This window comes from Photobacterium sp. GB-72 (assembly GCF_003026095.1).
Taxonomy (GTDB): domain Bacteria; phylum Pseudomonadota; class Gammaproteobacteria; order Enterobacterales; family Vibrionaceae; genus Photobacterium.
On the sequence record NZ_PYNV01000031.1, the window covers coordinates 1 to 25,695 of the forward strand.

General features: G+C 39.7%; 25 protein-coding genes and 1 pseudogene. 12 read left to right on the top strand and 14 right to left on the bottom strand.

Annotated elements, in window-relative coordinates; translation table 11 throughout:
* On the top strand, positions 1-158 hold a 158-nt coding region (locus C9J40_RS22310; RefSeq protein ID WP_369919147.1), incomplete at its 5' end, for a transposase.
* A 334-nt stretch (positions 159-492) separates the two neighbouring features.
* Here the strand turns inward: C9J40_RS22310 and C9J40_RS21210 are convergent.
* On the bottom strand, positions 493-1,245 hold the full coding sequence (locus C9J40_RS21210) for an SDR family oxidoreductase (RefSeq protein ID WP_107247909.1): 753 nt from the start codon (positions 1,243-1,245) through the stop codon (positions 493-495).
* Positions 1,246-1,449: 204 nt separating this feature from the next.
* Here C9J40_RS21210 and C9J40_RS21215 point away from each other — a divergent pair.
* A pseudogene (locus C9J40_RS21215) lies at positions 1,450-1,608 on the top strand (integrase); the annotation flags it as partial.
* 219 nt (positions 1,609-1,827) lie between these two features.
* Here C9J40_RS21215 and C9J40_RS21220 read toward each other — a convergent pair.
* The 3 genes from C9J40_RS21220 to C9J40_RS21235 form a co-directional block, all read right to left on the bottom strand.
* Complete coding sequence (locus C9J40_RS21220) at positions 1,828-2,580, bottom strand: class I SAM-dependent methyltransferase (RefSeq protein WP_158259570.1); 753 nt, start codon at positions 2,578-2,580, stop codon at positions 1,828-1,830.
* 864 nt (positions 2,581-3,444) lie between these two features.
* Positions 3,445-3,933: a GNAT family N-acetyltransferase gene (locus C9J40_RS21230; protein WP_107247911.1), complete on the bottom strand. Its 489-nt coding sequence runs from the start codon at positions 3,931-3,933 to the stop codon at positions 3,445-3,447.
* Between the two features lie 400 nt (positions 3,934-4,333).
* The gene (locus tag C9J40_RS21235) at positions 4,334-4,819 is read right to left on the bottom strand and encodes a GNAT family N-acetyltransferase (protein WP_199188145.1); all 486 of its coding nucleotides are present in this window, start codon (positions 4,817-4,819) and stop codon (positions 4,334-4,336) included.
* A 268-nt stretch (positions 4,820-5,087) separates the two neighbouring features.
* Here C9J40_RS21235 and C9J40_RS21240 point away from each other — a divergent pair, with 268 nt between their 5' ends.
* Complete coding sequence (locus C9J40_RS21240) at positions 5,088-6,338, top strand: MFS transporter (protein ID WP_107247913.1); 1,251 nt, start codon at positions 5,088-5,090, stop codon at positions 6,336-6,338.
* Positions 6,335-7,021, top strand: coding sequence for a peptidoglycan DD-metalloendopeptidase family protein (locus C9J40_RS21245; protein WP_107247914.1), 687 nt, complete (start codon positions 6,335-6,337; stop codon positions 7,019-7,021). Before C9J40_RS21240 ends, C9J40_RS21245 begins: the two co-directional genes overlap by 4 nt.
* Positions 7,022-7,073: 52 nt before the next feature.
* On the opposite strand, the gene C9J40_RS21250 is transcribed toward C9J40_RS21245, so the two are convergent.
* From C9J40_RS21250 to C9J40_RS21265, 4 genes are all read right to left on the bottom strand, one after another.
* Positions 7,074-8,258: an MFS transporter gene (locus tag C9J40_RS21250; protein WP_107247915.1), complete on the bottom strand. Its 1,185-nt coding sequence runs from the start codon at positions 8,256-8,258 to the stop codon at positions 7,074-7,076.
* Between the two features lie 45 nt (positions 8,259-8,303).
* Positions 8,304-9,092 (bottom strand): AraC family transcriptional regulator, encoded by a 789-nt coding sequence (locus C9J40_RS21255; protein ID WP_107247916.1) that lies wholly within the window; start codon positions 9,090-9,092, stop codon positions 8,304-8,306.
* Positions 9,093-9,131: 39 nt separating this feature from the next.
* Positions 9,132-10,307, bottom strand: a complete 1,176-nt coding sequence (locus tag C9J40_RS21260) for a PcfJ domain-containing protein (RefSeq protein WP_107247917.1) — start codon at positions 10,305-10,307, stop codon at positions 9,132-9,134.
* 346 nt (positions 10,308-10,653) lie between these two features.
* The gene (locus C9J40_RS21265) at positions 10,654-11,430 is read right to left on the bottom strand and encodes a helix-turn-helix domain-containing protein (protein ID WP_107247918.1); all 777 of its coding nucleotides are present in this window, start codon (positions 11,428-11,430) and stop codon (positions 10,654-10,656) included.
* A 212-nt stretch (positions 11,431-11,642) separates the two neighbouring features.
* On the opposite strand from C9J40_RS21265, the gene C9J40_RS21270 reads away from it, so the two are divergent.
* Positions 11,643-12,815 carry an MFS transporter gene (locus C9J40_RS21270; protein WP_107247919.1) on the top strand — a complete coding sequence of 391 codons (1,173 nt, stop codon included), beginning with the start codon at positions 11,643-11,645 and terminating at the stop codon, positions 12,813-12,815.
* Between the two features lie 112 nt (positions 12,816-12,927).
* Here C9J40_RS21270 and C9J40_RS21275 read toward each other — a convergent pair whose 3' ends face one another.
* Positions 12,928-13,581 (bottom strand): DUF2913 family protein, encoded by a 654-nt coding sequence (locus C9J40_RS21275; RefSeq protein ID WP_107247920.1) that lies wholly within the window; start codon positions 13,579-13,581, stop codon positions 12,928-12,930.
* A 408-nt stretch (positions 13,582-13,989) separates the two neighbouring features.
* Here C9J40_RS21275 and C9J40_RS21280 point away from each other — a divergent pair, with 408 nt between their 5' ends.
* Positions 13,990-15,189 carry a glycosyl hydrolase family 18 protein gene (locus tag C9J40_RS21280; protein ID WP_107247921.1) on the top strand — a complete coding sequence of 400 codons (1,200 nt, stop codon included), beginning with the start codon at positions 13,990-13,992 and terminating at the stop codon, positions 15,187-15,189.
* Between the two features lie 110 nt (positions 15,190-15,299).
* Here C9J40_RS21280 and C9J40_RS21285 read toward each other — a convergent pair whose 3' ends face one another.
* The 3 genes from C9J40_RS21285 to C9J40_RS21295 form a co-directional block, all read right to left on the bottom strand.
* Entirely contained in the window at positions 15,300-16,490 is a 1,191-nt protein-coding gene (locus C9J40_RS21285) for a Bcr/CflA family multidrug efflux MFS transporter (protein WP_107208726.1), read from the bottom strand.
* 235 nt (positions 16,491-16,725) lie between these two features.
* Positions 16,726-17,421: a 16S rRNA pseudouridine(516) synthase RsuA gene (rsuA, locus tag C9J40_RS21290; protein ID WP_107247922.1), complete on the bottom strand. Its 696-nt coding sequence runs from the start codon at positions 17,419-17,421 to the stop codon at positions 16,726-16,728.
* A 112-nt stretch (positions 17,422-17,533) separates the two neighbouring features.
* Positions 17,534-17,899: a hypothetical protein gene (locus tag C9J40_RS21295; RefSeq protein ID WP_107247923.1), complete on the bottom strand. Its 366-nt coding sequence runs from the start codon at positions 17,897-17,899 to the stop codon at positions 17,534-17,536.
* A gap of 230 nt (positions 17,900-18,129) precedes the next feature.
* Here C9J40_RS21295 and C9J40_RS21300 point away from each other — a divergent pair, with 230 nt between their 5' ends.
* The 5 genes from C9J40_RS21300 (at position 18,130) to C9J40_RS22360 (ending at position 21,636) form a co-directional block, all read left to right on the top strand.
* Positions 18,130-18,969, top strand: a complete 840-nt coding sequence (locus tag C9J40_RS21300) for an isopenicillin N synthase family oxygenase (RefSeq protein ID WP_107247924.1) — start codon at positions 18,130-18,132, stop codon at positions 18,967-18,969.
* A gap of 310 nt (positions 18,970-19,279) precedes the next feature.
* On the top strand, positions 19,280-19,774 hold the full coding sequence (locus tag C9J40_RS21305) for an N-acetyltransferase (RefSeq protein WP_107247925.1): 495 nt from the start codon (positions 19,280-19,282) through the stop codon (positions 19,772-19,774).
* A 165-nt stretch (positions 19,775-19,939) separates the two neighbouring features.
* Positions 19,940-20,503 carry a LemA family protein gene (locus tag C9J40_RS21310; protein ID WP_107247926.1) on the top strand — a complete coding sequence of 188 codons (564 nt, stop codon included), beginning with the start codon at positions 19,940-19,942 and terminating at the stop codon, positions 20,501-20,503.
* 20 nt (positions 20,504-20,523) lie between these two features.
* On the top strand, positions 20,524-21,480 hold the full coding sequence (locus C9J40_RS21315; protein WP_107247927.1) for a DUF3137 domain-containing protein: 957 nt from the start codon (positions 20,524-20,526) through the stop codon (positions 21,478-21,480).
* Positions 21,481-21,513: 33 nt separating this feature from the next.
* Positions 21,514-21,636, top strand: a complete 123-nt coding sequence (locus tag C9J40_RS22360; RefSeq protein ID WP_255418469.1) for a hypothetical protein — start codon at positions 21,514-21,516, stop codon at positions 21,634-21,636.
* 145 nt (positions 21,637-21,781) lie between these two features.
* Here the strand turns inward: C9J40_RS22360 and C9J40_RS21325 are convergent, their stop codons facing one another.
* Positions 21,782-22,195: a GNAT family N-acetyltransferase gene (locus C9J40_RS21325; protein WP_233217923.1), complete on the bottom strand. Its 414-nt coding sequence runs from the start codon at positions 22,193-22,195 to the stop codon at positions 21,782-21,784.
* 226 nt (positions 22,196-22,421) lie between these two features.
* Complete coding sequence (locus tag C9J40_RS21330; RefSeq protein WP_107247929.1) at positions 22,422-23,492, bottom strand: FAD:protein FMN transferase; 1,071 nt, start codon at positions 23,490-23,492, stop codon at positions 22,422-22,424.
* Between the two features lie 175 nt (positions 23,493-23,667).
* On the opposite strand from C9J40_RS21330, the gene C9J40_RS21335 reads away from it, so the two are divergent.
* A complete protein-coding gene (locus C9J40_RS21335; RefSeq protein ID WP_107247930.1) occupies positions 23,668-25,413 on the top strand; it encodes a DEAD/DEAH box helicase in 1,746 nt (581 codons plus the stop codon).
* The last annotated feature ends 282 nt before the right edge of the window (positions 25,414-25,695 follow it).

Sequence of the window (25,695 nt, forward strand, 5' to 3'; positions counted from 1 at the left end):
TGAAGACACGCACGTTACCCGTGTTGCAATTTCTTTGGTTGATATTGCAACATGTGTTACCAAAAGGGTTTCGACGAATACGTGATTATGGTCTGCTGCGGGGTCATGAAAAGAAGCTGCTTCAAGCGATCCAATTTATGTTCATGTTAGCTGGGTAACTGACGTTGCCCTCACCGAATAAAACGGTACGTATAAAAGCCCAACCCTTTTGCCTCTGCTGCCAAGATGTCATGCAATTAACGGGAATATTTCGACCCAGATAATCGACGTTAAATAATAAGGATAATGGCTTTAACGCTTCAGAATTAAAGAGGGTTTTATTATAAATCAGGGTATTAATATTATTGGTTCACACCAAGGATAACGCTCGACTTCTTTTTGGCATTCCCCTTCATGATATTTCCATTATTTACTTATAATAAGGTTGCTTGGGCTTGTCCAACACTTCGGATAGATGTCGGCTTCGCGACACATATCCTTATCTGTTATGCATTACAGCCCACCAGCTAAATCCAAGTAGTTTCCTGTGGAAAATGATGATTTGTCTGAGGCTAACCAATAAATGGCTTCTGCAACCTCACTTGGTTTCCCACCTCTTTGAAGCGGAATTATACTTTTTAACCTTTCGATCCTCTCTGGCTCTCCACCATCAGCATGCATTTCAGTATGAATCAACCCAGGACGAACACAATTTACTCGGATACCTTCAGATGCAACTTCCAATGATAAACCTTTCGTTAGAGTATCAATTGCTCCTTTCGATGCTGCATAATCAATATATTCGTTTGGTGAACCTGAACGAGCAGCACCAGAAGAAACATTAACAATTACGCCACCAAAACCACCATTTCGTGTCGACATTCGCTTTACTGCTTCTCGACAGCATAGAAAATAACTTGTGACATTATTAGTAAGTATTGAGTTGATTCGTTCGGCACTCATATCTTCTAAGCGTGATTGCTTTTTTAAGATCCCTGCATTGTTAACAAGAATTGATATTGCACCTAATTCGCGGTCAACAGTGGAAAACATTCGGATCACATCATCTTCGCAAGAAACATCAGCTTGAACAGTAATGCACTTTCCACCCTCAGCCATTATTGATTGAGCTAATTTATTCGCTGAGTCTGAATTGGATTTATAATTGATGCATACAGCGTAGCCTTCTTTCGCAAAAAGGTGAGCCGTAGCCGCTCCAATTCCTCGCCCGCCACCTGTAATAATTGCCACTTTTTGAATACTCATAAATCAATCCTTATATTCTGAGTTAAGGGAATGCATAACGCTCGATTAACGGGTTAAAAATAGTGGGCTAAAATTGAGCGAAGCGAAGAGCCCACTGCTTTTAATCCCTGTCTAATTGCTTGTTGAACGAAGCCGCTTCGCGGCAGAGTGAAAGCCCATAAGCTCGACTACGGTAAATATACCTTTAAAAAAGGAGTATTTATCATGAATAAAGCACAGCAACATCGTTCAGATTATCTTTATGAACAACACCTTACCCATCTCACCTTGCAAGGTAAACGTCCCGCTACGATTGATGCTTATAGTCGCGCTCTACGTCGCATTACCCATCAACTGGATAAATCACCAGACACATTAATTACCGACGTTAGATAATAAGGATAATGGCTTTCACGCTGCAGAAATAAAGAGGATTTTATTATAAATCAGAGTGTTAAAGTTATTGGTTCACACCAAGGATAACGCTCGACTGCTTTTTGGCATCCCCCTTCATGCTATTTCCAATATTTACTTGTATAAAGTGGCTTGGGTTTGTCCAACACTTCGGATAGGTGCCGGCTACGCGACACATATCCTTATTTGTTATAGCGGTTTTACAACACCTACAAAACTTGTCGATGTTTCAGTCAAAGGCGTCTTTTTCCAATCCGCGTAGTATTCCACTAGCCGCAAGCCATTACATTCTAAGCGCTTAACTATCTCGTCAAATGAACGATATTTTAGCTCGATATAACTATGATATTGCTCACCATTTTCATATTCTCTTCTTACATGGTGCAACATCGTATTATTTAATTGTGGGTGCCTGCTGTCCAAACCGTAGACTTCGACGTTTTCACCTGTTGGACTTTTGTAAGAAGACCAATGTTCGTAACCATTTGTTGTTTCGAAATGTTGAGGACATGGAAGCCGAGAGTCAAATACAAAAAGGCTGTTAGCATGCATATGACTCTTAATGTTCTTTAGCATCAATGAAAAGTCTACGTCTGAAATAAACGCTTGGAAGGCATTACCCGTCATAGCAATTAGATCAAAAACGGTTTCTAAGTTGAAATGTGCTGCGTCCATTTCGTAAAACGTAATATCGCTAATGCTTGACGACTTGTACTTAGCAAAATCAATCATTGAACGAGAAAAATCAATACCCACCACATGGGATAAATTCCTTGTTAATGGGATTGTAACTAGACCAGTTCCGCAGCAGACATCTAGCAACGATGAAACCTTTTGATGAAATATAAGGTCTTGAAAGAACGACAGTTCACCTACATACGAATTACCATACTGCGCGTCGTATTCCTCGCCTGACCAAAACTCACTTTTACTCTGTTTCAACGACTCTTCTCCTTGAGCATGAATGCGCTATAACAGTATATTAATAAGCATTCTTACTTTATACGCTTTATTAATACAGCAAATATTCAACATTCTAATAAATAAAAACATTTATTTTCATTACCTTGGTCGCAAAAAAACACCCTCAATTGATTAATTACTCATGATAAAAGTAAGAACTGTTTAAACCGTCGGATTAAAAACACAGCTATGAATATTACATCATATATATCAATATCTTATAAATAGAAGCTGAGATAATTAAGCATTTTTTCTTATTTAAAACGAAGTCTAAGCATCAAAATTTACGATTTGCATTATAACTGGACAAATAAACAGGTTTATTCATTAGCAGAAATCAAAAATATCTCGCCTAAATTGATATAGGAATAACACGAGTACTAAAAGAAAGAGAATGGAGATAAGAGAGATGGAGACAAAGCCGGGTTTCATCTCCATGTTTAGGCATTATTGCGGCTTGTGGTGATGATAAAACACAGCTTCAAGCCATCCAATTTATGTTCATGTTAGCAGGGTAACTGACGTTGCCCTCACCGAATAAAACGGTACGTATAAAAGCCCAACCCTTTTGCCCCTGCTGCCAACATGTCATGCAATTAACGGGAATATTTCGACCCAGATAACCGACGTTCAATAATAAGGATAATGGCTTTCACGCTACAGAATTAAAGAGGATTTTATTATAAATCAGGGTATTAATATTATTGGTTCACACCAAGGATAACGCTCGACTTCTTTTTGGCATCACCCTTCATGATATTTCCAATATTTACTTATATAAGGAGGCTTGGGCTTGTCCAACACTTCGATAGGTGTCGGCTACGCGACACATATCCTTATTTGTTATGTGTGGGCTGACTGATACACGTTATTTTCTATTGAAGCCCCTGCAAACTCAAAGGTTAGAAGCCCTATTCGACTCAACCCCAGATGCTCATAAAATCCATTGGATTCATTTTCAACCCAAGTGTAAAGCCAGTATTTATTACCCAACTGATTTTCGACTTCATTCAAGAGCTTTCGACCTAACCCTTTCCCTTTAAAAGTGATATCGACATATAGTTTTTCGACTTCAAAGCCATTACTGGACGTTTGATAATGCGATTCAAGATTAACCATTATATAGCCTTGAATAACTCCCTGTTCTTCACTTACAAACACACGATATTTAATCGTATCCAATATTTCTAAGAAGTAGGTTGTAGTGAAAGTAGACAAGACATACTCAGCGTATTCAGTTTTGATACCTTCTCGAGCATATGTGTCTAGCCAGACTTTAATGGACAATGCCGCTAATTTTACGCAATCGTCTTTTGTCGCTTCCCTAACCATTTCCCCTCCAAACACATAACAGTATATTAATAAGCATTCTTACTTTCGCGCAAAAACACACGCAAATAAACTTATCATACTAGATATAATCTATATTTATCATTAAGTTAATAACAATTTTTCACGCCTGACGTTCAATGAGAGAATGTGATAAATAAAAAATGTATTTAATCAGTCTTATTAAAAACAGAACTCAAACGATAAAATCACCACGTTTCATTATAACTGTTGATATACACAGTAAATAAAACTAATCCAAAATTACGTTAATGCGATATGAATGAGTATTTGATCTGAATGATAATGGGGCAAATATAAGTTAGCCTAGTAGCTAACTCATATGTGATCACCAAGCGATTCTGTCAGATTAGGAATGGTATTTTGATTTCTTGACCGTTTGTTAGTCGTACATTGCCAAACGGAAATACGGACGCTGACCATCCATCCGTTCAACTTCTGCGCCTAGCTTCTTATAGAAATTATGGGCTTTGGTGTTGTAGGGGCTAGCTGTCCATGAAATGTGAGAAGCTAACGACTTTCCTGCTTCAATTTTCAAAGCATGCATAAGTTCGGCACCATATCCCTTTGACCTATGCCGACCAACAACTAGCAAGTCATCAAGCCAAATAGATGGCTGACCTCGGAAGGAAGAATAGCGATAATGAAATAAGGCGAAACCCAGAACTTTGCCGTCGACTTCCAATAGCAAAGCGTGAGCAAACGGAACGTCGCCAAATAAGGTTCGTTCAATCTTGCCTTTATTTGTGGAGATTTCGCCGTTGAACCCTTTCATACTTCGGTCAAACTCAGCTTTATACCCAATAAGTTCTAGCAACTTACCGGAGTCTTGTTTGTTCGCTTTCCTTACGTTCACTCTGTTCTCCATAACTCAAATTTCGGGTTATCGGCTAACGCTTCTATACGGCTTTTAGCCGCTTTTAAAACACCTATCATGCAGCCTTTTCGATTACAGTTAAATTTTCCATCAATAAGTTAATGAAAGGTGATGAATATTAGATTGTATAAGGACACATATTTTTAAAACTTACTTCGAAACTCCCTCGGATAACTAAAGGTAACGGAAACTTTACGATAGTGTTTGCCAATTACCCCAAGAGAATTAGAATAGCGCGCATATTCACTGGGAGAATAAGATGCACAACCAACACCGCACCGCTCAACAGCTGCCCTTATTTACGCTTATAACGCTATACATCATTATCTTTCTTGGATCTGCCGGATTTTTTATTACGATCCCTGCATACGTCAGCTTATTTTTAACTGATCATTCGTTGGAATTTGCCAAGAGTATGCCAATTGAACAACGTCGTATGTTGTTTGGTACAGTAATGTCTGCCGCCCCATTTATTTCGATGTTCTTTACCCCTTTTATTGCGCGTTTTGCCGATAAGTTCAGTCGTAAGACCGTGATTGCCATTTGTTTGATGATTGCAGCTATTGGTTTCGCCTTACCGATTTATGCGATTGTGGTGAGCTCGGTGATCATTTTATTTGTCGGTAATATGATCAACAGCTTAGGCTCGGCAAGCCAACCTATTGCACAAGCGATTTTGGCTGATAACAGCAAAGGGAAAAACAAAGCAACATTGATGAGTTTAGTTGCTGTTGTTATGACAGCAGCCATGTCATTTGGCCCAGCACTTGGCAGTAAATTATCATCTAGTTATGGCGCTCAAGCACCATTTTATGCCTGCCTCGTCATTGCACTTATTAGTTTAATCTTGATGTTTGTGGTGCGTTTACCTGTTCAACACATTGTAAAAACAGAAAACCCTTTCTCGTTTGTAAAGCCGTTAAAACGTAGTCAAAAAGGCTTAATGAACTGTTTGTTTATCGTTTTTATTTGCCAATTTAGCTGGAGCCTCTATTTCCAAAACATTGCGTTTATCTTCCCGCAGAAATGGAATATTTCGGTAGAAAGTGCGTTCTACCAATACTTTATGATGGGAATTGGTGTCGTAATGATCCTTTCACTATTACTATTGCCACGTCTGATCTTATCGCGTTTTTCAGTTAATTCGGCACTACGTACAACAACAGCATTATCTGCCATTGGCATGTTATTACTTGCGATCACTCCAACCCCGACCTCTCATGTGGTTGCGATGATCTTTGCTGCATCCATGGTTGCGTTATGTTTTCCTCTTTACATCACTGCCCTTTCAGATCGCGCGAGTGATATCGATCAAGGTTGGGCTATGGCGCTTTCTAGTGCAATGGTTGGCTTGGCGTGGACATTAACTGGTTATTTGACTGCTATGATGGTCAATGTGCACTTATTATTGCCAACGGGGATTGCTGTCATCGGCTATCTTGCCGCAATGGTGGTGGTACCAACGAAGAGCACGAATAAAAACACACAATCAGATTTGGAAGCAGCATGACACAAACGAAAACCCCTTTCGAAAATGTACTCAGTGCACATGAGTTTCATCCTGTGATACCCAAAGAATTACAATTCGGTACAGGATACGTTGTCGATTTAACACCAAGTAGTCATTTATGGCAGCAAGTCACTGACGAGCATACTTTCGCTGATGAAATCGTAAAACAAGCCATTGCCACCAATGCACAAATAGTCATTGGTCGATATGCTGAACACCGCTTGATTTATCAAGATAAAGAGAACTTTACCGACTCTCCTAATCGCACTGTTCACATGGCGATTGATTTAGGCGTACCTGCTGGCGTTCCTGTTTATGCCCCACTTGATGGGGAAATTTATGGTATCGCAAATCATGCAGCAAACGGTGACTATGGCCCTACTGTTATTTTAAAACACGCGCTCGATGGGCATGTTTTTTATACTCTTTACGGACATACAGCGACAGAGTATTTATCGCAATTAACTGTTGGTCAGCATATTAGTCGAGGCCAACAATTTACTGCTGTGGGTAACACGGAAGAAAATGGGGGTTGGGCGCCCCATCTGCATTTTCAAATCATCAAAAATATGGGTGATTACAGTAATGATTATCCTGGTGTGATTGATCCTGAGCAGTTTGATTTTTACCAAGATAATTGCCCGAATCCTAATTTAATCCTAAAACGTAGCGATTTAGATTAATCGGCATACATAAAAGCGCCTATTAGCCTTCAAGCCAATAGGCGCTTTTTATTTACGCTTTTGCCAACACGACAGAATTATCATTCCACCAGCGTTGTACAGACATATTAAGTAATGCCATCGTTGTAAGTACACATGCCATCACCCATTCAACACTGGCTAAATGACTCACAATAAAGGTTAACGTAAAGATCCCAACCATTTGTAATGAGCCAAACAACGCTCCCGTTTGTCCTTTATGCTTAGGGAATAAATACAGCGCACTGACTGCCACGACAGAGGTGGTTAAACCCGCGCCAAAACAATAGATACCCATGCCGATAATGATCGTCGCCATGCTGTGAAATACCACATTCGATAATATCGTCAACCCACCAAGCAACATAATAAAACTTGCTGCTTTAATGATTCGCCCTTCTGTCGCGGTATATTTTAGAAAACGAATATAAAAAATACGCGCACACAAACTACAACCAATAAGCAACAATGAAGACATACCAAAATATTGTACAGGTAAATGGTATTGTTCATTCGCAATAAACGCCCCCATCAAATAAAACACCAGCGCACCACCATTCGCCATCACCATCATGATTAAATAGCGTAAGAACTGCGGATTAGTTGCAATCATGGAGTAATCACGAGCAACAACCCTTGGTTTTGTCGCATGAATATTCTTTTCTAAGTGGGTTTCTTTTAAACCTAAGGCAATAACTACAAATAGCAGTACTGCTAACCCCAACATAAACCAGAAGCTACTATGCCAGCCAAAATGGCTTTCTAAATAACCACCAATAGCCGGTGTAGAGGCGGGTAAACACATAAATAAAATACTAAACCATGACATCACATCCACCAACTGCTCTTTAGTTAATGAGTCTTGCATTATGGTTCGGCATAATAAAAACAACGCCCCAACACCCATACCTTGTACGGCACGTCCAATAATTAAACCTGATAGTTGATCAGCGTGTAAACAAAGCGCTGAGCCGATGATAAATATCACCGCACCTAATATCGCGATAGGACGACGACCGAAGCGTTCTGCGACAGCGCCGCACACTAATTGGCTCAAACCTAACGCAATAAAAAACGCACTCACCGTTTGCTGTACTGCTGTCGATGACACATTCAATGCCTCAGACATTACAGGTAAGCTAGGTGCATACATATCAGAGGCAAAGAAATAGCTACACGCCATTAATAAACTGATAGAAAGTAAACGTAGTAAAGACATGACAACAATCTCCTTAGTTGATGTCTTTAGCTTAAAGAAATACGTTTACTCTTGTTGTTGAACTGACGTCAACGAGTTGTGATTTTTCGCCAACTTCTGGCTAGCTTTGTGTTGTTTGAAGCGATTAAAGGCATGGGAAAAGGCAGACAAGCTGTTATAGCCTAGATCTAATGCAATATCTGTATGTGCGACACCCGCCCTACTCAATTGCCATGCTTTTTCCATCACCAGTTGTTGTCTTATTTCACGGAACGGCTTATCAAACGTGCTGATAAATAAACGGTTGAGGGTACGAGAAGATGCACCGCAATGCTCGGCAAAACGGTCTAAAGAGAGTTTGATATCTGGTTGTAATGTTAAAGTCTCAATGATCGGCAATAGCCGTTTATCAATCTCATCGTTACTTTGATAGGCATCGTTTTGGTAGCTTTGCTTCTTAAGTTGATCGAGAAATACCGCTAAGTAATGGTGTTGAACATCGCTATTACTGTCAGTGTCGTACTCACAATCATTACCTTGCGACTCAATTTCGGCCATCACCTGTACCATTAAGCGATTGGTCGAAATAATCCCCATCTCGTCATGGAAATATGGAACAGCGTCTGGAGATGCATGAATAATGCTTAAACAGGAATCTTTTAGCACTTTCAAATGATGCCGATGATTAAGGGGCACCCAAATAAGTTGTCCACTAACAGCCAGTATGCTTTTATCCTCAGTTCTAGCAATACCGCAACCTTGGTGGATATAAAAAAGTTGTACAAAATCGTCGTGAGAATGCGGTGCTTTTTCTTCTGTTGGGGCATAACGTTTTATCGAATGAAGTAACCGCATTGCTTTCCTTTAAGAGTAACCCAATAAATTCAACCCGTATTATGGCTTAGCTGACTTCATACTGTCTAACCAACCATAAACAGCCTCTAATGTTTCAGAAGATGGCATCCTATTATTACGGGCTTGGATTTGATCCACTGTATATGTCCCACTAACTCGTCCATTAACGAAATAATGCCGTTTTAAACCAATGGTAACACGCTCTGGCATGAACATTTTATACACCAAATATTCGCCTTTAATGATCCGGTTGTGGTAAATCGCCACACAGTGATTTTGTTCAATCCCCTCTTGTTCAAGTTCTTGATAATCGCGAATAGGCACAATGTTGTTATTACCTTCAAAAGGGATCACGTAAGGCTTATTGGAATTAGCATCGGGCACAAAATTGATACTGTGTTGCGCCACCACCCACCTGTCGTGTAACGCTCGTAACTCTTCATAAGAAGTCACTGCATGAATACGCTTGATTGAATCAACATCTAATACGCGATAAGCAAGCTGGAAAACGTCAGATAAAATTTGATTAATTTGAAAACGTTCACGCTGATTGGTTTGCGCTATATGCCGTCCAAGCGGCGTACCTGTTAACGTTGGCCATTGCAGATAGATCTGCAAGGTTAAGTTAGTGATCGTTTTATAATGTTTAAACAGTTGAAACGACATCAATTCAGGATCGAGCAAGCGGTGAATAATAATCACAATCGAACGGGTTGAAAAATCACTCTCAATCCGATCAAGAAAACGCAATGCTGAACGACTCGAAGCTAAGCCAAGTTGAGTAAGGATTTCACGTTGACCTAATTCGCACAGTGCTAACACTTCATCTTGATCTAACGGATATTGTTCGCATACCAAATACAATAAGGTAGGACGTTGGAGTAATAGCTCTCGGGCTTTCTGACTCAATGCTGCAATCTTGAGCATGTACACCCCAAATTCAGCATAGCCTCGGGCTTTTTCAACTAAACCAGTAGGAATGCTATCTACCCATGCTTTCCCCCCTTCTAATGATTCGATGTGCTCAATATAGAATGAACAGCTCCCCTCTAACGGTTCCCGGTGCCCATCTGGGTATGCTCGATACATAGCAAGACAGTCATGCCAGTCATAGAACTCAAGCTGAAAAGGAAAAAAGGTTAAGGCTTCATCAAATGATAAAACTAACGGCGCTGAGTGATGAAACTCTTCGCGCTCAGCACAACAAGCAAGCATAAATATCCATATATGTCTGTTAGCCTTGAATAATGATTATCGTTATCTGCTCAATGTGTCTTGATATGAAAAACAATAATAACTGATAAATATATCATGCCTTAGCGAGATGAAGATTCAACTGCAAAACGACAAGGATGAGAACCTAGTACGGAAAATATATTAAATAATATGAAGGCGTTATTTATGTTCACCAATGGTAATTCTTTCGCAAAAATCAGGTCAAGGATGGCGTCAATTCAAACGATTATTTAAGTAGCTTACCTTGTATGAATAACGTTTTTATTTTTTTGCTCGTCACAGTTAAGACCAAATAAAGCAGACAGTTTAAGAACATCGAAAATTGTTACTTATACTCTGTAATAAAATTAGAGGGTGTAACGCCAGCCTTATCATGAAAAAAACGAATAAAAGCACTATCACTTGAAAAATCTAGCCGATGAGCAATATCTGTCACTCGCCAATTTGATGACAGCAATTCAATAGCGGCTAATAAACGCCACTGTTGGCGCCAACTTTGATATGGCATACCCACTTCTTTATTAAAAATACGGGTGATGGTTTTTGCACTCGCTCCTACGATAAGGCTAAGTTCTGCTAATGATGGAGCAACAAACCCCTCATCATCAATATCAGCTAACCATGAGGATAAACGAGGATCTGCTGGAATAGGTAAATTCAAGTGACTATCTTTCGCAAGGTTGAGCTCTTCAATTAAGAGGTTCACCGAATTAACTTGCTCATTATTGGGTTTATCAAACGCCCAAAACGCCATACGCTCCATTAATGCCGACATTAAAGGATTAATATCAAATATTTTTAGTTCTCTCGGCAATTGTGGTTGTAAATCTTGGTCAAAATACAAAGAACGGTATTGCGTAACATTGGATGTTTGTGCTTTGTGCTCTATTCCTGCTGGGATCCAAGCAGCACGCATTGGCGGCAACACACACTTGACACCATCTAAACTAATGACCATGCAACCATGATGAGAAAACAATAACTGATCTTTGCTATGAGTGTGATAACCAGAATCATGCTCTGCTAAATCAGCAGCAAGCCCAACAACAAGACCATGATAATCATCAGCACAAAACTGATCTTCCATTCGAATATAAGCCATATTAGCAGCTCCTTTCTGCAACTTGTCCTTAAAGTGACATTTGTTGTTCTTATATTAATATTACACCACCCATGAACACTATATACTTCTCATCATTGAAATAACAGTCTCGCACTTCACGAATTAGCGATGGCAGTAATACGTATCATCCACTGAACAATATCGGTTTTTAGCCTTTCGTCGGTGGATGATCAAGCGTCAAAGAGGAAGTCATGAATAAAAAAACAATCTCGACATTATTAGCGATTTCGCTATTAATGTTTCCACAGCTCATAGAGACGATGTATAGCCCAGCGCTAACATCGATTAAGAATCACTTTTCAGTAACCACCTCAGATGCAGCTCAAGCGCTATCGATCTTTTTTATGGTCTTTGCCGTTGGCGTCGTATTCTGGGGAACCATGTGTGATGTGATTGGACGTCGTTTATCAACCCTATTAGGTATAGCAATTTGTATTGCTGCCGCACTATTTTGTTACTTTGCACCAACATTTCAGGGGTTACTTTACGGTTTTGGTGCGTGTGCTTTTGGTGCAGCTGTTGGCTCTGTATGTACCCAAACCATTTTACGAGATAGCTTTGAAGGCGCGAGTTTAGCAAGAATCTTCTCTATTGCGTCAACAAGTATTGGTCTTAGCCCTGTGATTGGTATGTTACTTGGTAGCTGGTTGACGGCTCACGGTGGCTATACTTGGGTTTTCGCAGCGATGGTGATCATGTTATCACTACTATTACTTTGGGGTGGCTTTGCATTACCAGAGACAAAACCAAACCACATTAAACGTGATAGCTTGTTTTTAGTGGCAAATAAAATGCTCCGTGACAGCCATATTTGGTATATCGTATTAATGATAGGGCTGGCAAATATTGCCCTGTTCTCTTACTACAGCATTGCACCATTTATGTTTGAACACTTAGGGGCTAGCGTTAAGTTTTTTGGTAATACGAGCTTTGTTTTAGCTGCTGGCTCAATTTTAGGTTCACTACTTAATATTCGTTTGATACGCCTACATATTCGCGGTGAACTCATCGTAATGTTATCGACATTAATGATGCTGACAGCTGGTTTAGGTGTTTACTTACTACAAGAAACTGTTTGGTTCTTCATTCCAATGGCATTGGTATCACTGTCATTTGGTTTAACATTACCTAACTTGTTAAGTACTGCTTTAATCAATTACCGAAACCACCTAGGAACAGCGGGTGCATTACTTGGCTTGTTCTATTACTTAATCATCGGTTTTGGCCTAGATCATGTCGCACATGTTGGCAATCTAGCATTAACATTACTTGTTTGTGGTGGTGGTTCATTTGTACTTGTACTATTAAAATTGATCACGGCAAAAGCCAATAAACAAACCAGTGAAAACGCAACAGCAAGTTAATCGACAAGTAAGTTGAAACTCACCGTAAAGTTAACTTCTATTAATAAAAAAGCCGCATAAGGTCATCTTTTTAAAAGAGTCTTATGCGGCTTTTCTTTTTTTCTGTAAGCGATTAATTCGTCACAGTGGGTAATTCAGGTAAATGTGTACCAGCATTATCAGGATGAATCACATACTCACCGTGGAATTTCACTTTAGATTTGTAGTCGGTGATCTTAAACAGCAAAATACCTTGTTGGTAGGCCAAATCGATAAATTGCTGCGCATTACCACGAATATAAAAAGAAAGGGGTTTTATTAATGTACCCTGCTCATTCATCGCAGACTTGTATTGCGCAGCACACACCACTAATGATGCTTGACCATCGGTATGATGAGACACTTTGCGGTTCACTTCATACTCGTTAGTCACTAACCAATCTGCGGCTTCTACAACACGATAGAAATCATCTATTAGCTCAGCGGTAATAACCGTTGAATGACCATCAGCATCATTTAACGCACTAAGGGTATTTTTAATACGCTCAAATTGTACTTTAAGCTGCGCATTTTTGCCCATTGTGCGAGATTGTTTCTGCCATTGCAGTAATGTCTTAGACACACAGTGATCAAAACATTGTTGTTTGATCATCTTCGTCACCCACGCGCTTAAAAAAACCGTCTCACTGACCGGGTTTTTCTGGGTTTTACCAGACTCTTGCGCAGTAACCAGAGTTGATAACCCTTCCGTTACCACATGTAGAATTTCGTTATAAAAAGAAGTCATAATTTTAGAAAATCAAAAATAAATACGGCTAAAAACAAGCTTACGAATGTTTAACCAAGAACCAAGGTTCCTGTTAGAAATTTCCACTTATCGTACGCTACTGTCAGGTGAGATAGGTGCCAATGATAACGAGTTATACCCTAATAAAAAAGCAGCAATGTATTGAAAATATTAGCTGGTTTTATCTATCAATTAAGATGGAATTAACCAACCAACACAGAATATAAATCTAAAAATAAACCTCATCAATACAATTAACTCGGCTGATTATAATAAATACAAATTTAAAATTGCAATATAACATTACTTTTAAAGAAAAATGCTTTGTGACACTCATTCAGGTGGTGAATATATATTTGTGAATAATCACTGTGAACGTTATCAATTAACAAGGAATAAGGTTTATAGATGAAATACACTCTTTTAGCCGCTTTAATTGCTGCCACATCACTAACCGCATGTAACAGCAGTAGCAACTCTTCGGATGACTATAATGGATATGTTGCTCAGGAACCAAAACCTGCAAAGATTACAGAGTTTCGTAATGTGGTATATGCGAGCTACATGAAAAATGCCAATGATCAGTGGTTTGATAATCCGCATTCAAATGAAATCAGTGATCTGAATATTGCCTTCATGAACCCTAGCGCCAATATGGATAAAGAAGGGATATATCACCCTGATGGACACGTTGCTCCCCTATCTACCGATAAAATAAATAAGCTTACTTCCACTATTCAAAAATTTAGAGAACAAAACCCTGATGGAAGAGTATTTATTTCCTTTGGTGGCTGGCGAGATAGCGAGAAAAATGAAAGTGACGATAACATCATTGGTCGTGACATCGTTTACGAAAAAATAGCCGCATCGCCAGAATATCGAGAAAACCTAATCAACGACATGATGGATGTTGTAAATACCTACGGTTTTGACGGTATTGATCTTGATTGGGAGTACCCTCAAGTGGGTGATGGTGCAAATCAATATGCTGATTTTGTTAACCGATTAGCAGATAGGCTTCATGCTGAAGGTAAGTATTTCACCGCAGCGATCATTGGTAGTAAAGATAAACCTAATGACGATGGAAAAGGTGCTGGCTATCTCGATGTTGCATTAAATGCCTTTGATACGGTTCATTTAATGACTTATGACATGCAAAATGAAGATCACTCAAGCTATAAAGATTCAGTCAATGCTTTAAATTACTGGTTAATAGAGCGCCACTTAGATCCGCAACGTATTACATTAGGATTACCTGCCTACCCTCGCCATGCCCCCACTTACGGTGTATTAGTTAAGGAAGATAAACATTACGCTTGCCGAGATACTGTAACAAAGAATAACACGACACATTATTATAACGGGTTACCCACGATCCGCTCAAAAGTCCATTTAGCTAAAGACGACTATCATTTAGGTGGGGTCATGTTATGGGAATTGCCTTGTGATGATATTAATCCACAAGATAAAGATCTTTCTATTATAGAAACCATCAATGCCACCATTAAACAGGACACTTCTTATCGCAATATTTGCGATACACATAAAAACGAAACTGGTTGGATTGTTTACCGTGAAGATGATCCAATGAAGCATTACGATTGGTAAATTAAAACAGTGTTTAAAGTTACTATTTACCTTCGATAATCACAAAAAAGTACGCCAGAGAGTCTTCTCTGGCGTACTTTTTTCAGCGACATCTGTAAAAATAAAATGCTTTATGCGTCTTTTGCTAAGAACCAGTAAAAACCCGCAGACAATACTGCACAAACAGCCATCGTTCCTGCCATTGGCCATGCCGTACTGTCTGGCATTAACGCAACAATACTACCGACAATAGATGCAACACCAAAACGGAATGTGCCGCCTAATGAAGAAGCAGTACCAGCCATTTGAGGATAACGTGCAAGTAAACAAGCCATTGAGTTACTACCAATAATCGATAGCACACCAACAAATAGCATAACAGGGATAACAACGCCCCAGAGTCCAAAATCTAGCCACTGACCAATAACAATTAACGCACCGGCAAACAGCTGAATAACTAATCCAAGGCGTAACATCCAATGGGTGCCTTTTTTCCTTACAAAACGCCCATTTATACTGGTCATTAGGATTAAGCAAATGATATTTAAACCAAAGTAAAAGCCAAAGTTTTCAACACTTACACCATAAAGATCAATGTAAACAAACGACCCCGCCGTTAAGAAAGTGAACATGCCTGAAAATGAAAAGCCGCTACACAGTATCAAGCCGAGAACCACAGGATTAGACAGTAGTTTTATATAATTGCGGATAATAGATAAAAAGTGGAAAGGTATACGTTTTTCTTTTGGTAATGTTTCTTTAATTTTAAAAACAATAGAAAGTAAAACAATGACAGCAAAAATAGACAAAAACCAAAATACCGCACGCCAGCCAAACCATACCGATAAATGACCACCAATCATAGGGGCAAGTAAGGGGGCCACTGTCATCACCAAAGTAACAAACGACATAGTACGAGAAAACTCTTCACGCTCGAACATGTCACGTACTAATGCACTAATGATGACGGCTGCAGCAGCACCTGCAAAACCTTGTAAAACACGAATAACAGTCAGTTCTGTGATACTCGTACTCAATGCACCTAATACGGTTAAAACAGTAAAACTGATAGTACCGAGTAACAAAATTGGACGTCGGCCATAACTGTCAGCCAGAGGCCCATGAATCAATTGACCGAAAGCAAAACCTGCGGTGAATACGGTTAATGTAACCTGAACTAAACTGGGAGAAACTAAAAAGTCTTTGGCAATGTTCGGCATTGCGGGCAGGTACATATCAATCGCTAAAGGCGTAAGCGCAGCTATTGCGCCAAGGATCAATATCAATTGCAGGCTCAACCTTGGGCTGTCTTGCTGGTTCATAGCACCTCTTATGAGCTAATATTCCATATGAAGCTTATATTTTACGATAAAACACGTATACAGAACCTTTCTAATATGGAAAAGAGCTATTTCCTTTTCCGCATCCCCTTCGCTACACGTATTCTGTATTTATCTAATAAAATAAAAGGCATAAACAATGCAGACTAAAAACAAGTCTTCATATTTACGCCTATTATTACAGCATATAATTTATAAAATTAACATCACCAACTAATTATTTTAGAAATGATGCAATTTCTTCTGCTGTTAGTGGTCGGTACTCACCAGGCGCGAGATCTTCATCAAGCTCAACGGTACCAATACGCTCACGGTGTAAGCCAACCACTTTATTACCCATCGCTGCGAACATACGTTTTACTTGGTGGTACTTACCTTCAGATATTGTCAGCAACGCCTCACGCTCGCCAAGAATTTCTAATTTAGCTGGGCGTGTTAATTCTTTCTCACTGCGAAGTTGTACACCTGCTTCAAATTGCGTGATGTAATCTTCAGTGATTGGATCGGCCGTTTCAACAAAATAGGTCTTTGAACATAAATGACGTGGCGAAGTGATACGGTGAGACCATTGACCATCATCGGTTAACAACACTAAACCCGTTGTATCACCATCTAAACGACCTGCTACGTGCATTTTCTCTGGGCTTACTTCATCAAACAAAACAAAAACAGTTGGATTGAAGTCATCAACATGAGAGCAGACGAAGCCTTCTGGCTTGTTAAGCATAAAGTAACGAGGACCTTGCAGCTTTAGCGGGCGACCGTTAAATTCCACATCGTTATCGTCACTGACTGAAAACGAAGCACTACGGACGATTTCGCCATCAACTTCAATCATTTTATCTCGAAGAAGTTTACCGGCTTCTCTACGGGTGATACCCAATGTGGTACCTAAGAATTTATCAAGCCTCATTAACTGGCTCCGCTAATTGCTACAAAAGAGCGGTATTATAAGACCAAATAACAAAGATGCATTAAAAACTTATTGCTCCCATCAAAGCGATAAATGCCTTATTGTCCTCATTTTACTCTGATTCGTAATGTACCTTGATGCTATTAGCCAACAAGGTAATGCTATTATCTTGCTCTTTTCTAACCGTTACCTTATCTGAGGTTATCACCACGAATTGATTTTTCTCATTGGTGAAAGGAAAGCTCACCGCTACATCACCTTGATAAATCGTTTCTTGTTTATCGCTATGAATATGAGCACTGGCGATTTTAACCGCTATACCACGCCGAATATGCATCACCACGTTACCGCTATAGGTTTGATAATCCTTATAACCTTGTTCATACTTTGACGAGATCGTAAATGGATTAATCGTACCTGCGAATATACTCATACTAATGAATAAGCAGGAACATAGTATTGCTAATTTCTTTTTCATCTTCTGCCTTCTCCATCATTTTTATCCTATTTTGTTAACAACTCCCTTAACCTTTACTTAACTGCACGCAAGATAAATACCACTATTATTGATTATTTCCTCTCATGGATACTATGTTTCTGAACTTTACCCGCCACATCCTTGTTACATCTTTGTTTCCAAAATAGAATATATGGCGCTCAGCTAAACGATTACTACAAATAAAAAGATACCGTTGGAGAATCATATTAATGAAACTGGAAGCCGTAGATTACACAGCAGATAATGCAAAGCAGCTTTTTGTCGAATCCCTACGAGAGACAGGCTTTGGGGTACTAAAAAATCATCCTATCCAACAAAAATTAGTCCAAAAAATCTATGATAAGTGGTATGACTTTTTTAATAGTGAAGAAAAAACTGCGTTTCATTTTAATGTAGAAACCCAAGACGGGCTGTTTCCAACCGACGTTTCAGAAACCGCCAAGGGGCATACCCAAAAAGATATTAAAGAATACTTCCACTACTACCCTTGGGGTCAGTGCCCAGCTGAACTTAAACAAGATATTCAACAGTACTATCAAGAAGCCAATGCGCTTGCGACAGAGTTACTAAGTTGGGTTGAACAATATTCACCTAATGAGGTTTCCGCTAAATACACTCAATCACTATCAAGTATGATTGATGGCAGTGAGAAAACATTGCTTCGCATCCTACATTACCCTCCGCTGCAAGGCGACGAAGAGCTAGGCGCGATTCGTGCAGGAGCCCATGAAGATATTAACTTATTAACCATTTTGCCTGCTGCTAACGAGCCGGGGCTACAAGTTAAAGCCAAAGATGGTAGTTGGATTGATGTGCCTTGCGATTTTGGTCATTTAATTATCAATATCGGTGACATGCTACAAGAAGCTTCCGGTGGTTATTTCCCATCCACAACTCACCGTGTGATAAACCCAGAAGGCGCAGATAAAACAAAATCACGTATTTCATTACCTCTGTTTTTACACCCAAAACCAGACGTTATCCTTTCAGAAAAATACACCGCACATGAGTATTTAATGGAACGTTTACGTGAACTTGGTGTTATCTAATTTCTAAGACATAAAACACTAAGTGTAGAAATGGCTCTCGGCTTTGATCTCTGTTTTGATACTAGGGTTCGGTCAGTCGAGAGACTTCATAAAAAAATTATGAGGTTACAATCTAAAATATGAACATTTTTTCGTGTTTCTGGTCTCATTATCGAAGAGTTACAAATCTATTTATTATGCAAACAATCTATTATTAGCATATCGAACAATACATCATTTATTTTTTGATTACGTTTACATTCAGACTTTCAGATCTATAGTTCATTGATAGCTTAATTGGTTGTGTATAGATCTTACTTAGGGACTCCGTATGAAAATCTCGTTAACGAAACCTGTGCTTTCATCTCTTGATACTTTTCTCAATCTCATTGACGAATTATTTGCTTACGAAGCCCTACCGCAAAAGGTAGAGCAAACAGCAACAGCGGTAAAACAACTATTATCAACACCAGAGCTTGGGCAAGCTTGGTTTATTGAAGTTGAAGAAAATGGTGAGACCTGTGTCGCAGGACACCTTGTGGTGAGTTATGCCTTCAGCCTTGAACATGGCGGTAAAGTTGGGTTTATTGACCAATTCTATTTAAAACCAGAGTGGCGACAAAAAGGCATTGGCGCATCATTAATGCCGCAAGTTGAAGATCGTGTTATGAACGATGGTGTTAAAGCCCTATCACTGGAAGTAAATATTGGTAATGCGGGTGCTCGTACTTTTTACGAACGCCATGGCTTTGTGCCACGTCGCCAGTTCTGTGTTATGACCAAAAACCTTGCTGAAAAAACAGTGCCACTTCACGTCGCATCGTAACGGCCTCCCTTTACTTTATGTAAAAATGGATTGAACCATGTCTAAAGCCTTGCCATTCGCAGGGCTTTTTCGTAACCCCTTAAATATAAACAAGCATATCAATTAATTACGTGCTTATTTATAATGCTATATCATGTCTTTTCAATATAAATACCAAGGAATTTTATGGGTCTTTTCATCACTATCGGCGTTATTGTTATTATTGCCCTTGCCTACATCAGCCTACGTAACGGTTTAATTGGTAAAAAGAACCAAGTTGCCAATGCAGAATCAAGCATTGATGTAATGCTGAAAAAACGTTTTGACTTACTACCAAATTTAATTGAAACCGCCAAAGCATATATGCAACATGAAAAATCGGTATTAACGGAATTAACAGAGCTTCGTAGCCAAGCAAGCAATGCCACCAGCACAGATGCGAAAGCCGCTCTAGACAAGCAAGTTAGCACTGCACTCTCTCATTTCCGCATGGCTGTTGAAGCGTATCCAGAACTAAAAGCCAACGAGAATATTGATACTGTAATGCGTTCCATGAATGAAATTGAAGCTCAACTGTCTGCAGCGCGTCGTACTTTTAACGCATCTGTCACTAATTTCAATAATGCTGTAGAGATGTTTCCATCAAGCATCATCGCTAACCATATGAAGCTAACCACATTACCTTTGTTTGATATTCCAGAAGTAGAGCGTCAAAACGTCAATGCTGCTGAACTGTTTAATAACAAATAACCCAATAATTAGGTTTCACCATGGAAGATCGTATTTCAGCCTTATACGAACAAAAGCTGAGAACACAGCTGTCGTCACTAGAGTCTACTCGCTTACATGTCGTTAAACAGTTATGGATTGCGCTTGCGGTTGGAGGTATTACAGCTGCTATTGCGATCCCAACTGCACTTCATTTTAATGCCTTACCTTTGGGTATTATCGCAAGTTTTATTGTTGCTATTTTTATGCTGGTACGCTTTTCAAAACAGAAGCAACAATACTGCATCAGTTATAAACAAAAAGTGGTTACCGCCCTACTCGCTAACATCAATGAGAGTTTTGATTATCAGCCTCTCGGCTCTGTTTCCGAACAAGACTATAAAGCCTGCCAACTCTTTCCACAGCATTATGATAGCTTTCGTGGTGAAGACTTTGTCCAAGGTACAATCGGAAAAACGACACTGCGTTTTTCAGAGTTAGAGACACAAATTAAAAAGCAGCGCGTGAATCAAAAAGAAAACCGCGAGGAATGGGAAACCATTTTTCATGGCATTTTATTTATTGCCGATGCCAATAAACACTTCAATAGTCAGACACTCATTTTACCGGCAAAAAACGCATTTATTACGGCAATTGGTGATGCCGTATCTCACCTGTTTAACCGCGAAAATAGACGTGTAGATCTAGAAAATCCAAACTTTGAGCAATACTTTTCGGTCTATAGTAGCGATCAAATTGAAGCACGATACTTATTAACGCCTGCGATGATGGAACGATTAGTCGATTTTGTTACTAAAGCTAAAAATCGTGTCTCATTATCATTCATCGATAATAATATTTATATCGCGATGAATAGTCATAAAAACTACTTTGAGCCCGCATTGTTTACATCCTCGGACTCACTGGAGTCTGTTAAAGCGATTGCCCAAGACTTACAATTTGTCATCGATATTGTAAGCGATTTAGATCTCAATACTCGCATCTGGACGAAGCGCTAATCCATATATTTAAACCGTAATGGCACACTGCTGATGAATAACATTAATTATATTCTTGCTCTTAGCGATGATGATCCTACGATTATTGATCGACAAGCACAGCAGCAAACGTTTGAAGAAAATAAAACGAACATTCATTACACCGAACTATCTTAATCACCACCTTCCCCAGATCATCAAAATGAGCGATCCCAGTGACGGCATGGCATATGGATAGAAATAAAGAATCATAATGCCGATATGTTTTCTCAACTCGCCAATAGATCAGGCACAAGCGCAACTCGTTAAGTTAATAAAAACCTCACAGCAAGTTTAAGTTACACCCCATTTTGACATATTCCACATCTGACTTATAAAACCTATCACCAGATGTGGTCATCCCTAAACGCTGGTAAAAACCAATAGCACTCGTTCGAGCATCGAACCAAAGAAGCTCTGCGTCAGTCGTTTTTAGATAAGTAAAGAGCGCTTGGATCATCGCAGTACCAATACCTTTACCTTGATATTCAGTGAGGGTGGCAAACTTACGAAGTCGTGCTACGTTTCCTTCAATATAAACCGAAGACACACAGACGAGCTCATTATGAATAAACACCCCAAAGTGGGTTGCTGTCTCATCCCCTTCCACTTTACAAAACGACTCCGGTTTCGACGGCCATAGAACACGATGTCGAACTGTTATTGCCTGCTGCCAAGTAATTGGTTTTATTTCCATTAACGTGAAATCCATATAAAAAAGAAGCTACAACTTACCAAGCCATAGCTTCTATTAATCCTTAACATTAATCTACCCTTTCAAACGTAAACGCCCCTATATGTCGTTTAGTTTGGTTTAGCTGGCGTATTAAAACACCGAAGCCTTATCTAGAGAGTTACTCTAAATAAGGCTTCTTCTTAAATCAGAAATTTCAACATCGCATTGAAATTTCTAAACTAACACTTTATTTCTGCTGGCTTAATGTGATGTTTTTATCTTGGATCAACGCATTACTTTTTGAGCTCTTAAACGCACCATCAACATCTTGAATATAATAAACCGGTAATGACTCTTCATTTGCTACCGCTTTCCCTTCATCAGGGCCCAAGCACAGCATGGTTGTTGCCCACGCATCACCTTGAATAGGATCATTACCAAACACGGATGCTGAAACAAGATCATGAGTGATCGGCGCACCTGTTCTTGCATCAAGAATATGTGAGTAATCTTTTTTGCCATCCTTAAAGTTATGGTGATACGTACCTGAAGTGTTTAGTGATACGCCATTCTCATCATTAATCGTCACGATTTGATAAGGATGAATACCGTCTTTGAGTGCTACAGGCTGCTCAATCGCCACACGCCACTTCTCACCCATTGGCTTATGACCTTTAATCTTCATATCGCCACCGAACTCAACCAAGTAATTCTCAACACCATCCGACTCTAAAATTTGGCTTAAACGGCTAATCGCATAACCTTCACCCATTGAAGATAAATCAATCTGCAACTGGGGAATGGTTTTTCTAATACGTAAGTGTTCAGGATCTATTTCAATTTTATCAATACCAATATCAGCACGTACCTTTGCAATCTCGGCGGCTGTTGGCACATTTAATTTATCGCTTTGGAAGCCCCAAAGTTTATATAAAGGCTGAATAGTGGGATCATAACAACCATGACTTTCTTTATTGATCGCCTTTGCTATAGACAACATATAAATAAAATCTTTCGAGGCGGGTTGCCACTCCGTTGAAGTGCTCTTATTAAACTTAGAAATATACGAATCACCGCGATACGTTGAATATTCTTTATCAATCGCGTCTAATGCTTTATTAAACTGGGCTTGTACCTTCGCCGATGAAACATCATCTTTAGACCAATAACTCACATGGTAGCTAGTGCCTTCTGCATAGCCTGCGATTTTTTCTAACTTTGGAGGCTCACTACAACCCGACAACATCATAGTTGCAGACAGTGTAAATAACGCAGCGCAGCTTCGCTTCAGGAAAACATTCGACGTTTTCGTAAACATACAAAAACCTTATTGATACATAATGTATGTAAAGTTTACCAATAGTTACCAAACACTACTAGACAGAGGCAAAACACCGCATCTAACGTCACCTGCGAACAATGAATGAAGGCTTTGCCAAATCACTGGTTAAATGTACACTAGTTAGGTTTTCAGTTACGCCAGAATAGTTTCTATGTATACCCTTCGTCCTTATCAGCAAGACAGTGTTAACGCGACTATCCACTATTTTCGTAAACATAACACCCCAGCAGTATTAGCCCTACCAACAGGCGCAGGTAAAAGCCTTGTCGTCGCAGAGCTTGCACGTATTGCTCGTGGGCGTGTTCTCGTGTTAACCCACGTAAAAGAGTTGGTAGAGCAAAACCATGCCAAATATGAAAGTTACGGCTTAAAAGCCTCTATTTTTTCTGCTGGATTAGGGCGAAAAGAAACCGATCAACAAGTGGTATTTGCTTCTGTGCAATCAATGGCAAACAGCTTAGATAAATTCAAAGAACAATTTTCATTATTGGTCATTGATGAATGTCACCGTGTACCTGACGATGAAAACAGTGCTTATCGTAAAGTCATCAAACACGTTCAAGACGTAAACCCAAACATTAAAATTCTTGGCTTAACTGCGACACCTTATCGCTTAGGCATGGGCTGGATTTACAAATACCATACCCGAGGTCAAGTTCGTACCGAGCAAGATCGCTTCTTCCGCGACTGTATTTTTGAATTACCGATCCGCTATCTATTAGACGAAGGCTTTTTAACCGAGCCCAAAATCATGGATATGGCAGTGATTGGTTATGATTTCTCATCTATTACCCCTTCATCGACAGGCCACTACAAAGAAGCCGATTTAGATAGCGTGATTGGAAAATCAGAGCGTGCAACACCAATGATCATTGAACAAGTGATTGAGTACGCCAAAGATCGTAAAGGTGTGATGATATTCGCCTCAACCGTTAATCACGCCCAAGAAATCATGGGCTACTTATCCGGTGAAAATGCCGCGTTGGTGATTGGTGATACCCCTCTTGATGAACGCGATCGCATTATCAATGATTTCAAAGCGCAAAAGATTAAATACTTAGTTAACGTTTCAGTGTTAACGACTGGCTTTGATGCGCCGCATGTAGATTTAATTGCTATCCTTCGCCCAACAGAATCTATCAGCTTATATCAGCAAATTGTTGGTCGAGGCTTACGTTTAGCTGATGGTAAAAAAGACTGTTTAGTATTGGAGTATGCGGGTAACTGTTACGATTTGTACCAACCTGAAGTAGGTGATCCAAAACCCAACTCAGAGAGTGAAGTCGTAATGGTACCTTGCCCTGCTTGTGGCTTTAAAAACAGCTTTTGGGGCAAACTCGATCCCGCAGGCTTTTTAGTTGAGCACTATGGACGTCGTTGCCAAGGCTATTTTGAAGATGATGAAACAGGCGAGCGTGAAGAATGTGGTTATCGTTTCCGCGCTAAATACTGCGAAGAATGTGGTGCTGATAACGATATCGCCGCAAGACGCTGCCACCTTTGTGATGCTGTCATGGTTGATCCTGATAAAAAGCTGCGTGAGGCGTTAAAACTTAAAGACGCCATGATCATGAAATGTACAGACATGCGCTTAGAGCCAGGCAAGAATAAATTCGAGAAGCCTCAGTTAAAAGTGATTTATGTCGGTGATGAAGGTAATGAAATTAACGAAGTGTGGACGCTTTCTAATAAAACACAGAAACAAGAGTTTCTTAAGCGTTTTATTAACCCTCATTTAGTGGATCGTCACCGCCCATTCACCGATACCGCCCCAACAAAAGTTGCCAATAACGAGCACCGTTTACGTCCACCTGAAATTGTAATCGCCCGTAAGAGTGGTCGATTTTGGGCTATTCGAGACAAGTTGTTCGATTTAGATCAATATCAAAAAGACTAAAGTCGTAATACTTCTTTAAATGAGGCGATGATCCTCTTTTTTGAGTGAATCAGGCGTTTTATTACTAGGCGTACGGCCAGTGTTGCCATGAATCACAAATCCCCCCCTCTTTCTTGGTGATCACAAGTGAGTTAGCTTAACTACTAACTCATTTGTGTCGAGTAGACGACACTTGTTACCAAGTGCCGTCCCTCTAAGAACCGTACGTGCAACTTTCACTGCATACGGCTCAAGCCTCCACTAAGGCACCGATTGGCACCCAGCAACTTACAAAGCAGCGAG

Bases quoted from the DNA above. Each gene is read 5' to 3' on its own strand.
- C9J40_RS21210 (WP_107247909.1), bottom strand. From the start codon at position 1,245: ATGAGTATTCAAAAAGTGGCAATTATTACAGGTGGCGGGCGAGGAATT.
- C9J40_RS21230 (WP_107247911.1), bottom strand. From the start codon at position 3,933: ATGGTTAGGGAAGCGACAAAAGACGATTGCGTAAAATTAGCGGCATTG.
- C9J40_RS21235 (WP_199188145.1), bottom strand. From the start codon at position 4,819: ATGGAGAACAGAGTGAACGTAAGGAAAGCGAACAAACAAGACTCCGGT.
- C9J40_RS21240 (WP_107247913.1), top strand. From the start codon at position 5,088: ATGCACAACCAACACCGCACCGCTCAACAGCTGCCCTTATTTACGCTT.
- C9J40_RS21245 (WP_107247914.1), top strand. From the start codon at position 6,335: ATGACACAAACGAAAACCCCTTTCGAAAATGTACTCAGTGCACATGAG.
- C9J40_RS21250 (WP_107247915.1), bottom strand. From the start codon at position 8,258: ATGTCTTTACTACGTTTACTTTCTATCAGTTTATTAATGGCGTGTAGC.
- C9J40_RS21255 (WP_107247916.1), bottom strand. From the start codon at position 9,092: ATGCGGTTACTTCATTCGATAAAACGTTATGCCCCAACAGAAGAAAAA.
- C9J40_RS21260 (WP_107247917.1), bottom strand. From the start codon at position 10,307: ATGCTTGCTTGTTGTGCTGAGCGCGAAGAGTTTCATCACTCAGCGCCG.
- C9J40_RS21265 (WP_107247918.1), bottom strand. From the start codon at position 11,430: ATGGCTTATATTCGAATGGAAGATCAGTTTTGTGCTGATGATTATCAT.
- C9J40_RS21270 (WP_107247919.1), top strand. From the start codon at position 11,643: ATGAATAAAAAAACAATCTCGACATTATTAGCGATTTCGCTATTAATG.
- C9J40_RS21275 (WP_107247920.1), bottom strand. From the start codon at position 13,581: ATGACTTCTTTTTATAACGAAATTCTACATGTGGTAACGGAAGGGTTA.
- C9J40_RS21280 (WP_107247921.1), top strand. From the start codon at position 13,990: ATGAAATACACTCTTTTAGCCGCTTTAATTGCTGCCACATCACTAACC.
- C9J40_RS21285 (WP_107208726.1), bottom strand. From the start codon at position 16,490: ATGAACCAGCAAGACAGCCCAAGGTTGAGCCTGCAATTGATATTGATC.
- rsuA (WP_107247922.1), bottom strand. From the start codon at position 17,421: ATGAGGCTTGATAAATTCTTAGGTACCACATTGGGTATCACCCGTAGA.
- C9J40_RS21295 (WP_107247923.1), bottom strand. From the start codon at position 17,899: ATGAAAAAGAAATTAGCAATACTATGTTCCTGCTTATTCATTAGTATG.
- C9J40_RS21300 (WP_107247924.1), top strand. From the start codon at position 18,130: ATGAAACTGGAAGCCGTAGATTACACAGCAGATAATGCAAAGCAGCTT.
- C9J40_RS21305 (WP_107247925.1), top strand. From the start codon at position 19,280: ATGAAAATCTCGTTAACGAAACCTGTGCTTTCATCTCTTGATACTTTT.
- C9J40_RS21310 (WP_107247926.1), top strand. From the start codon at position 19,940: ATGGGTCTTTTCATCACTATCGGCGTTATTGTTATTATTGCCCTTGCC.
- C9J40_RS21315 (WP_107247927.1), top strand. From the start codon at position 20,524: ATGGAAGATCGTATTTCAGCCTTATACGAACAAAAGCTGAGAACACAG.
- C9J40_RS22360 (WP_255418469.1), top strand. From the start codon at position 21,514: ATGAATAACATTAATTATATTCTTGCTCTTAGCGATGATGATCCTACG.
- C9J40_RS21325 (WP_233217923.1), bottom strand. From the start codon at position 22,195: ATGGAAATAAAACCAATTACTTGGCAGCAGGCAATAACAGTTCGACAT.
- C9J40_RS21330 (WP_107247929.1), bottom strand. From the start codon at position 23,492: ATGTTTACGAAAACGTCGAATGTTTTCCTGAAGCGAAGCTGCGCTGCG.
- C9J40_RS21335 (WP_107247930.1), top strand. From the start codon at position 23,668: ATGTATACCCTTCGTCCTTATCAGCAAGACAGTGTTAACGCGACTATC.